The sequence below is a fragment of the Taibaiella chishuiensis genome, assembly GCF_003014535.1.
In the GTDB taxonomy this organism is placed as follows: Bacteria; Bacteroidota; Bacteroidia; order Chitinophagales; family Chitinophagaceae; genus Taibaiella; species Taibaiella chishuiensis.
Window position 1 is genome coordinate 214728 of sequence record NZ_PYGD01000002.1, and the last position, 15348, is coordinate 230075.

Genomic DNA, 15348 nt, shown 5'->3' on the forward strand with positions numbered 1-15348 from the left:
GCTCCTGGTCCTGTAAACAAGGTTTTGGTTCCCTGTAGTGTATGGCTTTGTCGTTTTTTTCGGGTCAATCGCGGTACCGCAATACCCCTGTTGCCTGTACTTCGTGCATACGATCCCGGAAAAGTATACAAACTCCCGGGCTTTGTATTACTGGCAAGGGGCTTTGTCGCCGGACCTTTACTGCCTCAATAAAAAGGTAAAACATGAACAAGACCATTTTAATTACAGGGGCAAGCAGCGGTATCGGTAAAGCAACTGCCCTGCTGTTCCAGGCCAGGGGCTGGAACGTTATTGCCACTATGCGGCAACCCGGAACGGACACGGAGCTTGCGGCCCTCGACCGGGTATTGGTAAGCCGCCTCGACGTAACTGACCTTGCTTCTATCGGGCAGGCGGTACAGCAAGGTATCGACCGCTTTGGCCGTATCGACGTACTGCTGAACAATGCAGGATATGGCGCTTATGGTACGCTCGAATCTTTTAGCCGCGAGGGCATACTGCGCCAGTTCAATACCAATGTGATCGGCCTGCTGGATGTTACGCGCGCCGTGCTGCCGCATTTTCGTACGCAGCAAAACGGCCTGGTCATTAATATTTCCTCCATCGGGGGTAAAATGACCTTTCCCCTGGGCAGTTTATACCATGGCACCAAGTTTGCGGTGGAAGGCATTTCCGAGTCGCTGAGTTATGAGCTCGGAGCGATTGGCTGCCGGGTAAAGATCGTAGAACCCGGCGCTATTGCCACCGACTTTACGGGCAGGTCGTTCGACTTCAGCAACGATGAAAGCCTGGCGGAGTACCAACCTATGGTCGGCACCGTTATGGCCGGCATGCCTGCGCTGTTCGACCAGGCTTCGCCTGCAACGGTTGTGGCCGGCGTGATCTACGAAGCGGCTACCGACGATTCGGATCAGCTGCGATATACCGCCGGCGAGGATGCCCGTGTTATTATTGCCAACCGGCATGCCTCGGATGACGCAGCTTTTATCGCTGCCATGAAAACCCAATTCGGTATCTGAATAAAACGTCCTTGCCCTGCCGGGCAAGGACGTTATTTTTGTAAAAAATAAACTGGTCTATATGAGCCGATTTGTGCAGCTGCAAACCATTCCCGATGTATACCGTTTCTTCGGCCTGGAAGATGCCGTACAGCATCCATTGATCTGCATCGTCGATTTCAGCGCGGTAAAAGAACATGTGCCGGAACACCTGTATGTTTCCTCGGTATACTATACCCTTATTTTTAAACAGTACCGGCATCATGCCATACGTTATGGCCGCAGGCCGGTAGACTTCCAGGATGGCAGCCTGATCTGTATGGCGCCCGGGCAGGCGCTCGAAATGGATCCCGATGCCGAAGCTTCGGAGAATAAAGGCTGGGGCCTGTTTTTTCATCCCGACCTGGTGCGTATCAGCTCCCTGGGCAACCGGATGCAGGAGTTTAGTTTTTTCTCTTACGAGGTAGCGGAAGCCTTGCACCTGTCCGAAAAAGAAAGACAGGCGCTTTATGACTGTATCCGGAAGATCGGCGCCGAGCTGGAGGAAAACATAGATCTGCACAGCCAGGCCATTATGGTTGCAACCATAGAACTGTTACTGCAGTATTGCCAGCGGTTCTACGGCAGGCAGTTTATTACGCGCAAAAGCTCGGATCATGCCGTGGTAACGCAGGTGGAGCAAATACTACAGCACTATTTTAAAACCGTAGCGATCAGCGATAAGGGCCTGCCTACGGTAAAGTACCTGGCCGGACAGGTACATCTTTCGCCCGGTTACCTGAGCGACCTGCTGCGGAAACAGACCGGCAAAACGGCACAGGACCATATCCATTTTTACCTGATCGAAGAAGCCAAAAATATCCTGCTCGGTACCGACAAACCCGTCGGCGAAATTGCCTATACACTCGGCTTCGAATATCCCCAGTATTTCAATAAACTGTTCAAACAAAAAACAGGCATGACGCCGCTCGCGTTCCGCGGCGGGAACTGAAGAACGCGTACCATGATATCCTATTTTCATAAAAGGCGCCCTCTGGCGTCTTTTATGCATGCTATTTTGGGGTAATTGTAAAAAAACAGGAGCAGGGATCCTGTTTTTTAGAAAGATGCTTACTTTTGCAAAATACTTGACAACTCAAACATATGTCAACGGTTAATTCCTCCTTACAATTACTCATGAACCTGTCGCGGGCGCAGGCGATCATTGCGCGGCGGCTCGATAGCCTGAGTGCGCACGGTCTCGGGTTTAACGATCTCGTATTACTGTACCTGGTGGGGCAGGCCCCGGGAGGTAAAATAAAACGTATCGACCTGGCAGACAAAACCGGGCTGACCGCTTCCGGTATTACCCGGCTGTTGTTGCCCCTCGAAAAAACGGGGCTTGTAGCGCGTAAAGCCAATGCACGGGATGCCCGCGTAAGCCTGGTAACGCTTACTGCCGCAGGCCGCAGGGTGCTTAAAGAAGCCCTGCATACGGCCAATGCAGTAGCGCTCGACCTGCTGCCCAAAGAACAATTGAAAACAAATGCTTCATTGCCCGGTATCCTTAAACTATTGGGCGCTAATATCACGGTATAATGCCAGATACGACACAAACGATCCCTGCTCCATTTCTGCCTACTGTACAAGCTGCTTTGCAGGCTTGTTTCGGAACAACCACCATCGACGCAATCACCTTATTGTCGGGTGGTTTATCGGGTGCTGCCGTCTATAAGATGACGGTAAACGGCGTATGTTATACCTTAAAGCTGGATACGCCGTCAGCACAAGAGCACCCTGCATTGCAGGATATCCTGGAGCAAACCTCGGCGGCCGGTATTGCACCCGGGCTCTATTATTATAACCCCGCAGCCGGTATTACGCTGACTGCCTTTATCGACAATCGCCCGCTACGCACGGTAATGGCCCCGGAGCGGGTTATTGAAACCCTGGCCCGGCAACTGCGCCGGCTGCATGCACTGCCTGCACCCGCAACAGGACCCGAACTGGCAACCACGATAGCCGGCCTGGTGAATGCTTACCGGCAGCAGGCGATACTGAAGGGGCCTGTAATGGACGAGGTGCTGGCATTGTATGCCCGTATCCTGCAGGCCCGACCCTGGCTTGAGGCCGACCAGGTACTTGCCCATAACGACCTCAACCCCGGTAATATGCTCTGTGACGGCGAAGACCTGTGGATCATAGACTGGGACACGGCCTTTCGCAACAACCGTTATATCGATCTGGCCGCGGTAGCTAACTTCTTTGTGTACTCGGAAGCGCAGGAGCAATTGTTGCTGCGTACCTATTTCGAACGGGAGCCGTCGGCCGGAGAAAAGGATCGCTTTTTCCTGACGCGCCAGGTATCACGTATGATCTACGGTATATTGCTGGCCCAGGCTGCGGGCAGGGCGCAACCGAAGGATTACCCGCATAACCAGGATATGGAAGACTATACCTTAAGTCGCTTCGGGGAAAGGGTACAGGCCGGTACGATAAGCATGGCGGGCTACGAAGGCCAGTTGTTTTATGCCAAGGCCAACTGGAACGAGGCCCTCCGTAACATGCGCTCCGAAAGGTTTGAGGCGGCTTTGTCCCGGCTGGCGGTTCCGGCACTATGAGCTAGGGAGACAAGTAAATTGAGCCGTGGAGGCAATCGGCCCTGTAGGAATAAGGTTCACCTTTGTGTTCTTAAAACAAAGCAACAATGTCAACAGTAGCAAAGATAACCCTGGGCCGGAACGGCCCGCTTGTTTCCAAACTTGGTTTAGGTTGTATGCGCATGTCGCCCGTATGGGGTGGCCCTGCCAACGACGAACAGGAAAGCATAGCCACCATACAGGCTGCGCTGGACCAAGGTATTAACTTCCTGAACACCGGCGATTTTTATGGCGCGGGCCATAATGAAATGCTGGTGGGTAAAGCCATTAAGGGGCGCAGGGATGACGCTTATATCAGCGTTAAATTCGGTGCGATCTTTTATGGCGGCCAGATGCTGGGCCTGGACCTGCGCCCGGTAGCCATCAAAAACTTTATCAACTATTCCCTGGTACGCCTGGGTATCGACACCATCGACCTGTACCAGCCCTGCCGCCTCGATGGCAGTGTGCCGATGGAAGATGTAATCGGAACGGTAGCCGACCTGATCCGTGAAGGTAAAGTACGGCACCTCGGGGTTTCTGAAATTACCGCCGATCAATTGCGCCAGGCTCATAACATACACCCGGTAACGGCTTTGGAGATCGGCTATTCGCTGGCTGACCGCCAGATCGAGCGCGATTTGCTGCCTGCTGCCCAAGAGCTGGGCATCGGTGTGGTGGCCTTTGCCAATACCGGCGAAGGACTGCTGACCGGCAGCCTGAAGGCCCCGCTTCCCGAGGGTAGCTATCATCATCATTTTTCCCGCTTCCAGGGCGATAACCTGGTTAAGAACCTGGAAAAAGTAACCTTGTTGGAGGAAATGGCTGCCGACAAAGGGTATACGCCTGCGCAACTGGCTATAGCCTGGGTTAATTTACAGGGCGACCATATCATGCCCCTGGTCAGTATGAGCCGCCGGTCCAGGCTGCCTGAAAATACAGCAGCGATGGATATCCGGTTTACACCTGAAGAAATGCAGATCCTGGATACTCATTTTGCACCGGGCGCCATCCTGGGCAGTACTTACCTGCAACGTTAACACAAGACAAAGACGCGGGGGAACGGCACGTTTCCTAACTTTATCGTATGACCAACCCGACAGCCATTATTCCCGGTTTCCTTTTTTATGCCTATCTCACGGCCATGCGCAAGGAGAAGGTGGGGCATATTCAGCATAATACACTGGTATTGCAGGTGTCGGGGCAGTTCACGCTTGAAACCTCGGGACAAACGGTAACGATGAGGAAGGGGGAAATGCTGCTGATCAGCAAGAACCAACTGGCCCAGATTACTAAGGGACCTTTGCCGGGTGAAGATTATGAAACCGTCGTGATTACGCTGCAGGAAGACCAGCTCCGTAAGATCGCCCTGGAAGATGGCCTCGAAGTGCAGGAGAAATATGCCGGGCCGCCCAATGTGCTGATCCCGGTAAACGATTTCCTGAAAGGTTATTTTCAATCCATTGTGCCTTATGTGCGTAATCCTTCGGAAGATATTACCGAGGCCATGGGTATCCTCAAAGTAAAAGAGGGCGTCAAACTGCTGTTACTGGCTATGCCCCAGTTGCGTAATTTACTGTTCGATTTTTCGGAGCCCTACAAGATCGACCTGGAACGGTTTATGCTGAGTAATTTTCATTTTAATGTGCCGCTGGAAAAATTTGCGCGGCTTACCGGGCGCAGCCTGGCGGGCTTTAAACGCGACTTCCAGCGTATATTCGGTACTGCACCGCGGCAATGGTTACAGGAAAAAAGACTGACCGAGGCACGTTACCTGATCGAAAAGAAGAACAAGAAACCCGCGGCCATTTACCTCGATCTCGGTTTTGAAAGCCTGTCTCATTTCTCTCATGCTTTTAAGAAGAGATTCGGGAAGACGCCTACCGAATGGGCGCCCGGGAAAACCGCCTGATACGAAACACAGGCAGGGAGCGGCTTATACGGCCGCTCCCTGTTTTTTTAGGAGTACAGGCTCCATTCTAATTTAGATTTCGCTGCAGGGTCTTCTGCAAAGCGGCCCTGCGGAAGGTAGGGAGCACTCCAGCTATCCAGGATAGATACATATACCCAATACCAGGTCCCGATGGGCGAAGGTGATCTCATGACTTTCATTTTTTTCTCGCCGCGTCGCGGCGAGAAAAAAATAGGAACAGGTTAAACGAATCGCTTTGCCTGGCCCAATATGCTCCTTTGTCCTTTTTTCGCCTGATCGGGCGGCATCATGATCTGCCGCCAACTTTGCTGCCTGAGCCCTTATAATTGCATCAGATATTTAACGATGGCCTGCCGGAAGCTATGGTATAAGCTTCTTTGAGCACTTCGGCATAAGTAGGGTGGGCATACGAGATCCGCGCCAGGTCATTGGCCGTAACTTCAAATTCTATAGCAGTTACCGCCTGGGCGATCATATCAGCAGCCCTGGCCCCGATGATATGTACCCCGAGTATCTCGCCATATTTCGGATCGGCCAGTACTTTTACAAAACCCTCGGTATCCATACCGGCCCTGGCGCGTGCATTGGCCGAGAAGGGGAATTTACCGGTGGTGTAGGCGATGCCTTGCTGTTTCAGCTCTTCTTCGGTAGCACCTACAGCGGCTACTTCGGGCCAGGAGTATACCACCGAAGGTATACGGTCGTAGTGGATATGCGGGTTGTCGCCATGTATGCGTTCTACGGCAAATACGGCTTCCTCTTCGGCTTTGTGCGCCAGCATGGCGCCCCCGATCACATCGCCGATCGCATAAATGCCCGGGGCGGCGGTCTGCAGCGATTCATCGACGAGGACCATACCCCGCTGGCTGAGCTGTACACTGGTGTTTTCGAGGCCCAGGCCTTCGGTATATGGCTTCCGGCCTACGGCAACCAATACATAGTCGGCTTCCAGCCATGTTTCTTTACCTGCGGCATCCCGGAAGCCCGCTTTCGCCGTGTTGCCGGTATTTTCGGCCTGGAATACCGATTGCTGCAACCGGATATCGATGCCTTCTTTCACCAATAGTTTTTGTAAGGCGATACCCAGCTCGCTGTCCATATTCGGGATCAGGCGGTCTGCATATTCGAGTATGGTAACCCGGGTGCCGATGCGGTTAAAGATCGAAGCCATTTCCACGCCGATAACGCCTCCGCCGATAATAATGATGCTTTTAGGTTGTTCTTTTAAGGACAAGGCCTCCGTAGAACTGATGATCCGTTTTTTATCCAGCACAATACCGGGCAGGGTAGCGGGTTTGGAGCCGGTGGCGATAATATATTTACCGGCCTGTACCGTCTGCGTATTGCCGTCGTTGCCGGTAACCTGCAGTGTCGTATTGTTTGTAAAGGCTGCTTTGCCCTGCAGTACGCTGATCTTGTTTTTCTTCATCAGGTAATCCAGGCCCTGGGTATTCTTCTGTACAACCTCTGTTTTCCTTTTGTACAGTTGTTCGAAATTGAGCTGTAGGCCATCGATGTCGATACCCTGTGTTTTAAATTTATGCAGGGCGTCGTGGTAATGATGCGTGCTGTCCAGCAGAGCCTTGCTGGGAATGCAGCCCACATTGGTACAGGTCCCCCCCAGGGTACTGTATTTTTCGATAAGCAGGGTTTTGTAATCCAGTTGTGCGCTGCGTATTGCGGCCACATAACCGCCCGGGCCGGAGCCGATTACGGCTATATCATATTGTTCCATATGCCTGTTGGTATTGTAGGTATTGTTGAATATCGGTTTTATGATGCAAAGTCCGGAGTCTTTTTATTTTCCCGGACTAGGTTGCTGGGGCAAAGGTAATAAAAAATATACCGAACGGTATATTTTAAAATAAAGACCGGATAAAGTTTATAAATGCTCCGGACAGTTCCCATAGAGAAAACGGGTTTGCCCGGCATATACAGAAAGGTAAGCCTCGTTTCCTTTCACCCGGGTAATGTAAAAAAAATATTTAAACGCCTGGTAGTTATACTTCATGCGCTTTTATGCGGGTTGTATTCAGAATGTTTTCCAAATCGCTTTGTAGCTTTGGGGTTATGAAGATCCTGATTGTAGAAGACGAGCCCGATCTCGCGGCCAGCATCGGTGCTTACCTGTCGGACGAGCACTATCGTTGCGAGTTTGCGGCCGACTATGCCACGGCGCTTGAGAAGATCGACCTGTATGCCTATGACTGTATCCTGCTCGACCTGATGCTGCCCGGCGGCAGCGGCCTGAAGCTGCTGGAAGAACTACGTGCACAACAGAAGCAGGATGGCGTGATCATTATCTCGGCCAAAGATGCTATCGAAGATAAGGTAGCCGGTCTGCAGACCGGCGCCGACGATTACCTGGCCAAACCTTTCCACCTGCCGGAGCTGGCGGCGCGGGTACATTCGCTCATCCGTCGGAAACAGTTCGGTACGACCAATGTTATCGAGCAAAACGAACTGAAGATCGACCTGCTTGCCAAAACCGTTACGGTAGAGGACCGGGAAGTGGTCTTGACCAAAAAAGAATATGACCTGTTGCTGTTGTTCGTAAGCAACCGGAATAAGGTTATTTCTAAAAGCGCCATAGCGGAACAATTGTCCGGCGATATGGCCGATATGTTCGATAGTTATGATTTTATTTATGCGCACGTTAAAAACCTGAAGCGTAAATTACAGGAAGCCGGTTATGGCAATTATTTAAAGACCCTGTATGGTACGGGGTATAAATGGGTAATATGAGTAAACTCCAGAACCGTTCCCTCAAGAGGTTCGTTCAGTATGCTGCGCTGGTACTGGGCTGCAGCATACCCGTTTATTACTTCATCCTCAGCCAGCTCTGGCAATACGAACTCAATGAGCATAATATCGTGCTTACTGCCAAAGCCGTCCGGGAGGATAGTTTCCTGATCATTGGCGCAGTAACAGGCCTTACCGTACTTTTTTTCGGACTGCTGCTCGCCGGCCTGGTGTTGCTCAACAGGCGCCTGGGCCGCAAACTCTGGACGCCTTTCTACGACAGTCTTTCCAGGATCCGCACCTTCGACCTGCAGCAGCATAAACAGATCCGCTTCGCCGATACCGATATCGACGAGTTTGCCGAATTGAACACCAACCTGGATAAGCTGATCGGGAGCGCCATTTCGGCCTATACCCAACAAAAAGAATTTGCCGATAACGCTTCGCACGAACTGCAGACGCCCCTGGCTATCGTACAATCCAAACTTGACCTCCTGCTGCAAAGCCGCCCGCTGACACAGGAACAATACGACCTTATCGAAGATGCCCATAAAGCGCTGACCCGGGTGGGGCGTATCAATAAAAACCTGTTGTTGCTGGCCCGTATCGATAATAACCGGTATGGCGAAGCAACCAGTATCGCATTGACAACGCTGTTACAAACAACGCTCGAAGATTTTGAACCCTTTTTGAAAGAGCGGCAGATGGCGGTAGGGGCAAAACTGGACGAACCGGTAACCGTACAAGGTAACCGGGAACTGGTCACCATCCTGGTACATAACCTGCTGAGTAATGCCATACGGCATAGCGCTGCGGGCGCTGCTATTTTTGTACAACTCAGCCCGGGGCTGCTGGAGTTCCGGAATGCGGGCAGGGTGCCTTTGCATACCGGGCGTTTGTTCCAGCGATTCGGCACGGTGTCTTCCGAAACCCCGGGAACCGGTCTGGGCCTGGCTTTGGTAAAACAGGTCGCCGACCGTTATGGCTGGACGGTCGCTTATCATTTTGAAAACGGGCAACATATCTTTTCCCTGCGCTTCTGATTCAGATTTTCTCCAAAATCGGGTTGTACCTATGCAGTATGAACTACATGATGCAACGGTATACCGGGCTGCTCCTGCTCCTCCTGCTAACCTTATCCATGCCGGCAAGAGGGCAGTTTGCCGACAGCATGGCTAAGCCCGCTCCACCTGTTTTCCAGCCCAAAAGCCTGGTGGTGCCCGCTGCGCTGCTCGCTGCGGGCGTCCTTATCACGGTACGCCCGGGTGCAACGATTGGTACGGAACTGGTAGAGGAGCGGAATGAGCACTTCGGGAATTTCGGTACCCATATCGATAACTACCTGCAATATGCCCCGGTAGCAGTGGCTTATGGCCTGGATGCGGCGGGCATTCCATCCCGCACCGACCTGCTCAACAGAACCGTGATCCTGTTGAAAGGCACGCTGCTCATGACCGGTGTCGTAACCCTGCTGAAAAATACCACGCATGTATTGCGGCCCGATGGCTCGGCCTATAACTCTTTTCCTTCGGGACATACGGCCCAGGCCTTTGCCGCCGCTACTTTCCTGAGCGAAGAATATAAAGAACGTTTCCCCTGGATGCCGTATGCCGCTTATGGTTCGGCTGCCTGTGTCGGGGCTTTGCGTATGGCCAATAACCGGCATTACCTCGGCGATGTACTGGCGGGAGCGGCGCTGGGCATTTTATCAATGAAGCTGGCTTACTGGACACACCAGTATAAATGGGGTAAACCTAAGCATCATCCCCGGGGCTTCGATCCTAAATCCATTTAAACACCTGTTATGGAAAATTACCCGCAAATACTGGCTGCCGCTACAGAAGAGGTCACTGCGCTTTTTGCCCGCCTGTCGCCCGGCTTTACTTTTCATAACCTGGACCATACGTTGCAGGTAACCCGGGCTGCGGGGCAGATTATGGCCGGGATGCCGATAAACAGCGTAGAAAGGGATCGTGTGCTGCTGGCCTGCCTGTTTCATGATACCGGTTTTTCGGCAGGCCGCCTGGAAGGGCATGAAACCATTAGTATAGAGATCGCTTCCGGTTTCCTGCAGCGGCATAATGCGGATGCGGAAACGATTGCGGCTATTACAGCTCGTATTGCCGCGACCCGTATGCCGCAACGGCCGCTTAGCCTTTTGGACCAGGTAATCTGTGATGCAGACCTGGCGCACCTGGGCGGACCGCTGTTCCCGGAGATGACCGGCCGCCTGAAAACAGAAATGCAATGGTATTTTAAAAAGCCTTACGACCAGCGGCAATGGGATGAGCTCAATATCGCTTTTATGGCAGCGCACCGGTATTTTACACCTTATGGGCAGCAACAGCTGGAGCCCGTTAAACAGGAATGGCTGCAACAATTGATCCGTAATAACCGGTAATGCCGCCATTGAAGCCAGCCAGGGGAATACAGGGCCCTTTATCAAAGCCAGCTAACCGGTGAGATCCTTCGCTACGCTCAGGATGACAATCGTCCTTTTGGGTACTTGATGCTTTACACGCCATTGAAGCCAGCTAACGGATGAGATCCTTCGCTACGCTCAGGATGACAACGCTCACTTTAATACTTGATACCTGATACTTAATACTTGATACTAAAAAGGTGAGCTCCTTCGCTACGCTCAGGATGACAACGCTCACTTTAATACTTGATACCTGATACTTAATACTTGATACTAAAAAGGTGAGCTCCTTCGCTATGCTCAGGATGACAATCGTCCTTTTGGTACTTGATGCTTTACACGCCATTGAAGCCAGCCAGGATAATACATGTCCCTTTATCAAAGCCAGCTAACCAGTAAGATCCTTCGCTATGCTCAGGATGACAATCGTCCTATTGGTACTTGATGCTTTACACGCCATTGAAGCCAGCTAACGGATGAGCTCCTTCGCCATGCTCAGGATGACAACGCTCACTTTAATACTTGATACCTGATACTTAAACTTGATACTAAAAAGGTGAGCTCCTTCGCTATGCTCAGGATGACACCTAACATCTAATATCTAACATCTCATATCTAACATCTCATATCTCACAGCTCATGAAACTACGATGTACGGCCCTGCTGATCTTTTTATGTATCCAGTTCCAGGTCACATTTGCCCAGGATAAAAGGGTAACACTGTCCGGTGCAATCAAAGAAGCCCAAACCAATGCTGTCCTGTCTTTTGTACAGGTAAACCTGCGTCACCTGAAAGACAGCGCCTTCGTGGCCGGTACGGTTTCGGGCGAAGACGGCCGTTTTACCTTACCCGATATAACCAGTGGTAATTATATACTGACCCTGAGTTACCTGGGTTTCCGCACGGTGCAGCAACCCGTGCTTGTAGGCCAGCTGTCGGCCTTCCAGGACCTGGGCAATATTGTATTGACTCCCGATGAAAAAATGTTGCAGGAGGTAAGTGTTACCGCAAGACAGGAGGTGATCGCTGCAAAAATGGATAAGAAAACATTTGCCGTAGCGGATAACGTAAGCCAGGCGGGCGGTTCGGTACTGGAAGCCATGAAGAACCTGCCGGGTATCACGACCTCGCAGGATGGCAAAGTACAATTGCGCGGCAGCGATAAAGTGATGATCCTGGTCGATGGTAAGCAAACGGCCCTGACCGGCATCGGCGGCCAGAGCGGGCTCGATAATATGGCAGCCTCGGCTATCGAGAAGATCGAGATCATCAATAACCCTTCGTCGAAATACGATGCGAACGGAAATGCGGGTATCATCAATATCATTTATAAAAAGGAAAAACAGAAAGGCTTCAATGGCAAGCTGGGCCTGGCTGGTGGCCTGGGCGCGCTCTGGATCAAAAAAGAAAACCTGCCCGGTATAAGGCCGCAATACCAGGCTACGCCCAAGATCAATCCTTCCTTGTCGCTGAACTACCGCAAGAACAAAGTCAATTTGTTTTTCCAGGGTGATAACCTCTATACCAGGACCCTCAACAAGAACGAATTTGTAGACCGGTATTACGATAACGGCGATATCGTACACCAGCAGACCAAGAGGAACCGGACGACCAATATCGTTACCACCAAGGCGGGTATAGACTGGATGCCGGATGCGGCCAATACCTTTACCCTGTCCGGCCTGTTCAGCAGCGAGAAAATACTGGACCGTGGCGATGAGCCATTCTATAATGCCGGTATGTCTGAAAGAGCGCGCCTGTGGCAGTTCCTGGAAGACGAGCTGAAAACCACGGCTACGGCTTCCGCGGGCTGGCAGCATAAGTTTCGGCAACCGGGCCGCGTATTGAATGCAGGTTTCAACTATACCTATCACCGGGAAAACGAACAGTACTTTTTTACCAATATCATGCCGGCCTATACCGGGCAGGATTCTTTTAAACTGCTTTCGGACGAACATGTGGCCGATCTGAATATCGACTATGTACAACCCTTGAAGTATGGCCGGTTCGAAACGGGCATCAAGCTCCGGCGGCGCAGTATACCGGTAAACATGCAATTCAAGCCGGGGCTTAACTCTGTACTGGACAGCAGCGCCGGCGGCGAAGCCAACTATACAGAGACCATACCGGCACTGTTCGGCAACTATATTTTTGAAAGCAATAAACTGGAAATCGAGGCGGGCCTCAGGGTGGAGCATGTAAGCCTGGACTATTATGTAAACCCCGGGCACCCGGTGTATAAAAGCGACGGTTATAGCTATACCCAGCCTTTTCCTAACCTGCGGCTGGCTTACAAGCTAAACGAAAATAACCGGCTGTCTTTGTTTTATAACCGCCGCGTGGATCGTCCCAATGAAGTGGATATCCGTATCTTCCCGAAGTATGATGACGCCGAAATCATTAAGGTCGGCAATCCTGCGCTGCGCCCGCAATTTACCAATACCTTCGAACTGGGTTATAAATCCGGCTGGGAGCAGGGTTACTTCTTCGCTTCGGTATACCACAAACGTATGGAAGGTACCATCAGCCGTATCGGGAGCACGGTGCCGGGCAGTACGATTATCTACAATGTATTCCAGAATGCCGGCAACAGTTATAATACCGGTATGGAGCTGATGTTTTCGCAAAAAGTTACGCCCTGGTTTACGCTGAACATGAACCTGAACGGCTACCAGAATATAATCGATGCCTTTACTGTAGTCAACCTGTATCCCATTGCGCAAACGTATAGCGCTGCGCGGGAAAGCATCTTCTCCGGTAATGCGAAGCTGAACGGCTTTTTCCACCTGCCGGCCAAACTCGATGCGCAATTCGTGGCCATTTACCAGGCGCCCGACCTGGTGCCGCAGGGCAAGACCTTCTCCCGTTTTTCGGTGGATATAGGCGTTAAGAAAGGCATCCAGAAAGGCAAGGGTGAATTGTTCCTCAATGCTACCGATATCTTCAATACGCTTAACCTCCGCAGAGAGATCAGGGGCAATGGCTTCCGGTATACCAGCAACGATTATTATGAAACGCAGGTATTCCGCCTGGGGTATAATTATAAATTCTAGCTACCGGTACAACAGACTTTTGCAAAGCGGGCAGGATATTCCTGCCCGCTTTTGTATGCCGGTAATGTCTTAAAACCTTTGACCGTAGCGGTTTTGGTTTCTTGTTCTTGTTGCAGCGAACAGCAGATACAGAAGCTGGAAAAAACAGTCGGGCTCCTGCTACCCCGCAACCTTACGGAAAGTAAGGTTGATGCGGCCGGTCATGGGTACAGTGGCTTTTGCGATCCGGTGTTCCCAGTATAGTTGCAGGTCGCCTTTCATCAGCAGGAGGGAACCATGGGCCAGGTCCAGGGCATAACGTTGCCGGTGATCGGTCTTTTTCCTGAAATCGAAGGCGCGTACCTGTCCCAGGCTTACCGAGGCGATCTCGGTTTTGCGACCGGGCAGGGTATCCTTATCCGCATGCCAGGCTACAGAGTCTTTTTCGTTCCGGTAATAGTTCAGTAATACTCCCTGGAAGTTAAGCCCTGTATGGCTTTCGACCTGTTCTTTGAGTTGTAGTAGTTCGGGCAGCCAGGGTATGGGCGGCTGGCTGAGGCCCTCTTTCGACCTGCGTTCGCCATACCAGGCCGAGAGCCGGGGCGTAATTACTGTTTTCTCGTACAATACCTGGTTATGTTGTTCCCAAGGTGCGGCTTCCCGCAGGAGCCGGAACAGGTTGTCGGCCTGCTGTTGCGGGATAAAGGCAGGCAGGTATTCCATCAGGTCCGGGGGTAATAACAGTTGTTCGTCGTCGTCAAATAATTTCTGTTGCATTTATCTTTTCGCGCTTTTCAATGCCTGTATTTCGGTCAGTATGGTTTTAATGCTGCCGGCTATATGTTGCAGATCGGCTTGTGGTTCGGGTACTACCCGGGTATGATAGCTGTGAAACTGCCACAGTTCCAGCACATCGGCCGCCGCTACGGTATAAGGCTGGTAGCCGGGGTTTAAGGATTCCAGCAGGATATTGCGATCTGTACCCAGGGTTACCAGTTTAAAGACAATATCCTGCATGCCGTTAAGGACCACGATACAAGGTGTGCGGGCCTTTATGTTTTTCCAGTCTTCGAGGTAGTGACCGATAATATCGCAGCCTTCGGGAAAGGGCAGCATCGAATCGCCCGTGGTCGGGAACATCCTGAAGGTGCCTTTGGGCAGGTTGGGCAGGCTGAACCGGGGCAGGCCCGCCAGGTATTGCGGATCGTTATAACTCCTGGCATAACCGGCTTTGGCCTTCAGTGGTATATATTCCAGGTTTTCTTTATTGCTTTTGTCGACCGTAATGGCCAGTACCCGCAGTTTACCGCCGGTCATATAAACATCATTACCGGCTTCCAGTTCCCGGATCTTCAATTCGCCCAGGACGGGCAGGTTGATCTTGAGCAGGGCATCGATACTGATCCGGAACTGTTCCGAAAATTTTACCAGGTCGGCAGCCGAAGGGTTTTTAGTCCTGCCGGACTCCAGGGCCTGTAGCTTAATCCTTGAAATATCAATAAGTTGCGACAGATCGTCCTGGCTGAACCGTTTCCGTTCCCGCAGGAAACGGATATTGGTGTGAAAAAAAATTTTTGTTCCGGCCATACTATTTGTTATTAT

General features: G+C 51.6%; 15 protein-coding genes. 11 read left to right on the forward strand and 4 right to left on the reverse strand.

Features of this window, described 5'->3' with window-relative positions:
- Nucleotides 1–203: 203 nt before the first annotated feature.
- The 6 genes from B0I18_RS08345 (at nt 204) to B0I18_RS08370 (ending at nt 5528) form a co-directional block, all read left to right on the forward strand.
- Nucleotides 204–1019 (forward strand): SDR family oxidoreductase, encoded by an 816-nt coding sequence (locus B0I18_RS08345; RefSeq protein ID WP_106522233.1) that lies wholly within the window; start codon nt 204–206, stop codon nt 1017–1019.
- 61 nt (nt 1020–1080) lie between these two features.
- Complete coding sequence (locus B0I18_RS08350; RefSeq protein ID WP_106522234.1) at nt 1081–1989, forward strand: helix-turn-helix domain-containing protein; 909 nt, start codon at nt 1081–1083, stop codon at nt 1987–1989.
- A gap of 152 nt (nt 1990–2141) precedes the next feature.
- Nucleotides 2142–2576 (forward strand): MarR family winged helix-turn-helix transcriptional regulator, encoded by a 435-nt coding sequence (locus B0I18_RS08355; protein ID WP_245882075.1) that lies wholly within the window; start codon nt 2142–2144, stop codon nt 2574–2576.
- Nucleotides 2576–3598, forward strand: coding sequence for a phosphotransferase (locus B0I18_RS08360; protein ID WP_106522236.1), 1023 nt, complete (start codon nt 2576–2578; stop codon nt 3596–3598). The genes B0I18_RS08355 and B0I18_RS08360 overlap by 1 nt, the downstream gene beginning before the upstream one ends.
- An 86-nt stretch (nt 3599–3684) precedes the next feature.
- The gene (locus B0I18_RS08365; protein WP_106522237.1) at nt 3685–4656 is read left to right on the forward strand and encodes an aldo/keto reductase; all 972 of its coding nucleotides are present in this window, start codon (nt 3685–3687) and stop codon (nt 4654–4656) included.
- Between the two features lie 47 nt (nt 4657–4703).
- Nucleotides 4704–5528, forward strand: coding sequence for a helix-turn-helix domain-containing protein (locus B0I18_RS08370; RefSeq protein ID WP_106522238.1), 825 nt, complete (start codon nt 4704–4706; stop codon nt 5526–5528).
- A 47-nt stretch (nt 5529–5575) separates the two neighbouring features.
- Here B0I18_RS08370 and B0I18_RS25050 read toward each other — a convergent pair whose 3' ends face one another.
- Together B0I18_RS25050 and lpdA are read right to left on the reverse strand one after the other, a co-directional pair.
- Nucleotides 5576–5719, reverse strand: a complete 144-nt coding sequence (locus B0I18_RS25050; protein ID WP_181358384.1) for a hypothetical protein — start codon at nt 5717–5719, stop codon at nt 5576–5578.
- A 161-nt stretch (nt 5720–5880) separates the two neighbouring features.
- On the reverse strand, nt 5881–7284 hold the full coding sequence (gene lpdA / locus B0I18_RS08375) for a dihydrolipoyl dehydrogenase (RefSeq protein WP_106522239.1): 1404 nt from the start codon (nt 7282–7284) through the stop codon (nt 5881–5883).
- A 335-nt stretch (nt 7285–7619) separates the two neighbouring features.
- On the opposite strand from lpdA, the gene B0I18_RS08380 reads away from it, so the two are divergent.
- The 5 genes from B0I18_RS08380 to B0I18_RS08405 all read left to right on the forward strand — a co-directional run bounded on the left by B0I18_RS08380 (nt 7620) and on the right by B0I18_RS08405 (nt 13767).
- Nucleotides 7620–8294, forward strand: a complete 675-nt coding sequence (locus B0I18_RS08380) for a response regulator transcription factor (RefSeq protein WP_106522240.1) — start codon at nt 7620–7622, stop codon at nt 8292–8294.
- Complete coding sequence (locus tag B0I18_RS08385) at nt 8291–9334, forward strand: sensor histidine kinase (protein WP_106522241.1); 1044 nt, start codon at nt 8291–8293, stop codon at nt 9332–9334. Before B0I18_RS08380 ends, B0I18_RS08385 begins: the two co-directional genes overlap by 4 nt.
- 38 nt (nt 9335–9372) lie before the next feature.
- A complete protein-coding gene (locus tag B0I18_RS08390) occupies nt 9373–10086 on the forward strand; it encodes a phosphatase PAP2 family protein (protein ID WP_219905943.1) in 714 nt (237 codons plus the stop codon).
- A 9-nt stretch (nt 10087–10095) separates the two neighbouring features.
- Nucleotides 10096–10692, forward strand: coding sequence for an HD domain-containing protein (locus B0I18_RS08395; protein ID WP_106522242.1), 597 nt, complete (start codon nt 10096–10098; stop codon nt 10690–10692).
- A gap of 660 nt (nt 10693–11352) precedes the next feature.
- Entirely contained in the window at nt 11353–13767 is a 2415-nt protein-coding gene (locus tag B0I18_RS08405) for a TonB-dependent receptor domain-containing protein (RefSeq protein WP_106522244.1), read from the forward strand.
- Between the two features lie 159 nt (nt 13768–13926).
- On the opposite strand, the gene B0I18_RS08410 is transcribed toward B0I18_RS08405, so the two are convergent.
- Nucleotides 13927–14523, reverse strand: a complete 597-nt coding sequence (locus B0I18_RS08410) for an alpha-ketoglutarate-dependent dioxygenase AlkB family protein (protein ID WP_106522245.1) — start codon at nt 14521–14523, stop codon at nt 13927–13929.
- Complete coding sequence (locus B0I18_RS08415; RefSeq protein WP_106522246.1) at nt 14524–15333, reverse strand: XRE family transcriptional regulator; 810 nt, start codon at nt 15331–15333, stop codon at nt 14524–14526.
- Nucleotides 15334–15348 lie beyond the last annotated feature (15 nt).

Excerpts from the sequence above, each read along its gene's own strand:
- B0I18_RS08345 (WP_106522233.1), top strand. The coding sequence starts at position 204 with ATGAACAAGACCATTTTAATTACAGGGGCAAGCAGCGGTATCGGTAAA.
- B0I18_RS08350 (WP_106522234.1), top strand. The coding sequence starts at position 1,081 with ATGAGCCGATTTGTGCAGCTGCAAACCATTCCCGATGTATACCGTTTC.
- B0I18_RS08355 (WP_245882075.1), top strand. The coding sequence starts at position 2,142 with ATGTCAACGGTTAATTCCTCCTTACAATTACTCATGAACCTGTCGCGG.
- B0I18_RS08360 (WP_106522236.1), top strand. The coding sequence starts at position 2,576 with ATGCCAGATACGACACAAACGATCCCTGCTCCATTTCTGCCTACTGTA.
- B0I18_RS08365 (WP_106522237.1), top strand. The coding sequence starts at position 3,685 with ATGTCAACAGTAGCAAAGATAACCCTGGGCCGGAACGGCCCGCTTGTT.
- B0I18_RS08370 (WP_106522238.1), top strand. The coding sequence starts at position 4,704 with ATGACCAACCCGACAGCCATTATTCCCGGTTTCCTTTTTTATGCCTAT.
- B0I18_RS25050 (WP_181358384.1), bottom strand. The coding sequence starts at position 5,719 with ATGAGATCACCTTCGCCCATCGGGACCTGGTATTGGGTATATGTATCT.
- lpdA (WP_106522239.1), bottom strand. The coding sequence starts at position 7,284 with ATGGAACAATATGATATAGCCGTAATCGGCTCCGGCCCGGGCGGTTAT.
- B0I18_RS08380 (WP_106522240.1), top strand. The coding sequence starts at position 7,620 with ATGAAGATCCTGATTGTAGAAGACGAGCCCGATCTCGCGGCCAGCATC.
- B0I18_RS08385 (WP_106522241.1), top strand. The coding sequence starts at position 8,291 with ATGAGTAAACTCCAGAACCGTTCCCTCAAGAGGTTCGTTCAGTATGCT.
- B0I18_RS08390 (WP_219905943.1), top strand. The coding sequence starts at position 9,373 with ATGAACTACATGATGCAACGGTATACCGGGCTGCTCCTGCTCCTCCTG.
- B0I18_RS08395 (WP_106522242.1), top strand. The coding sequence starts at position 10,096 with ATGGAAAATTACCCGCAAATACTGGCTGCCGCTACAGAAGAGGTCACT.
- B0I18_RS08405 (WP_106522244.1), top strand. The coding sequence starts at position 11,353 with ATGAAACTACGATGTACGGCCCTGCTGATCTTTTTATGTATCCAGTTC.
- B0I18_RS08410 (WP_106522245.1), bottom strand. The coding sequence starts at position 14,523 with ATGCAACAGAAATTATTTGACGACGACGAACAACTGTTATTACCCCCG.
- B0I18_RS08415 (WP_106522246.1), bottom strand. The coding sequence starts at position 15,333 with ATGGCCGGAACAAAAATTTTTTTTCACACCAATATCCGTTTCCTGCGG.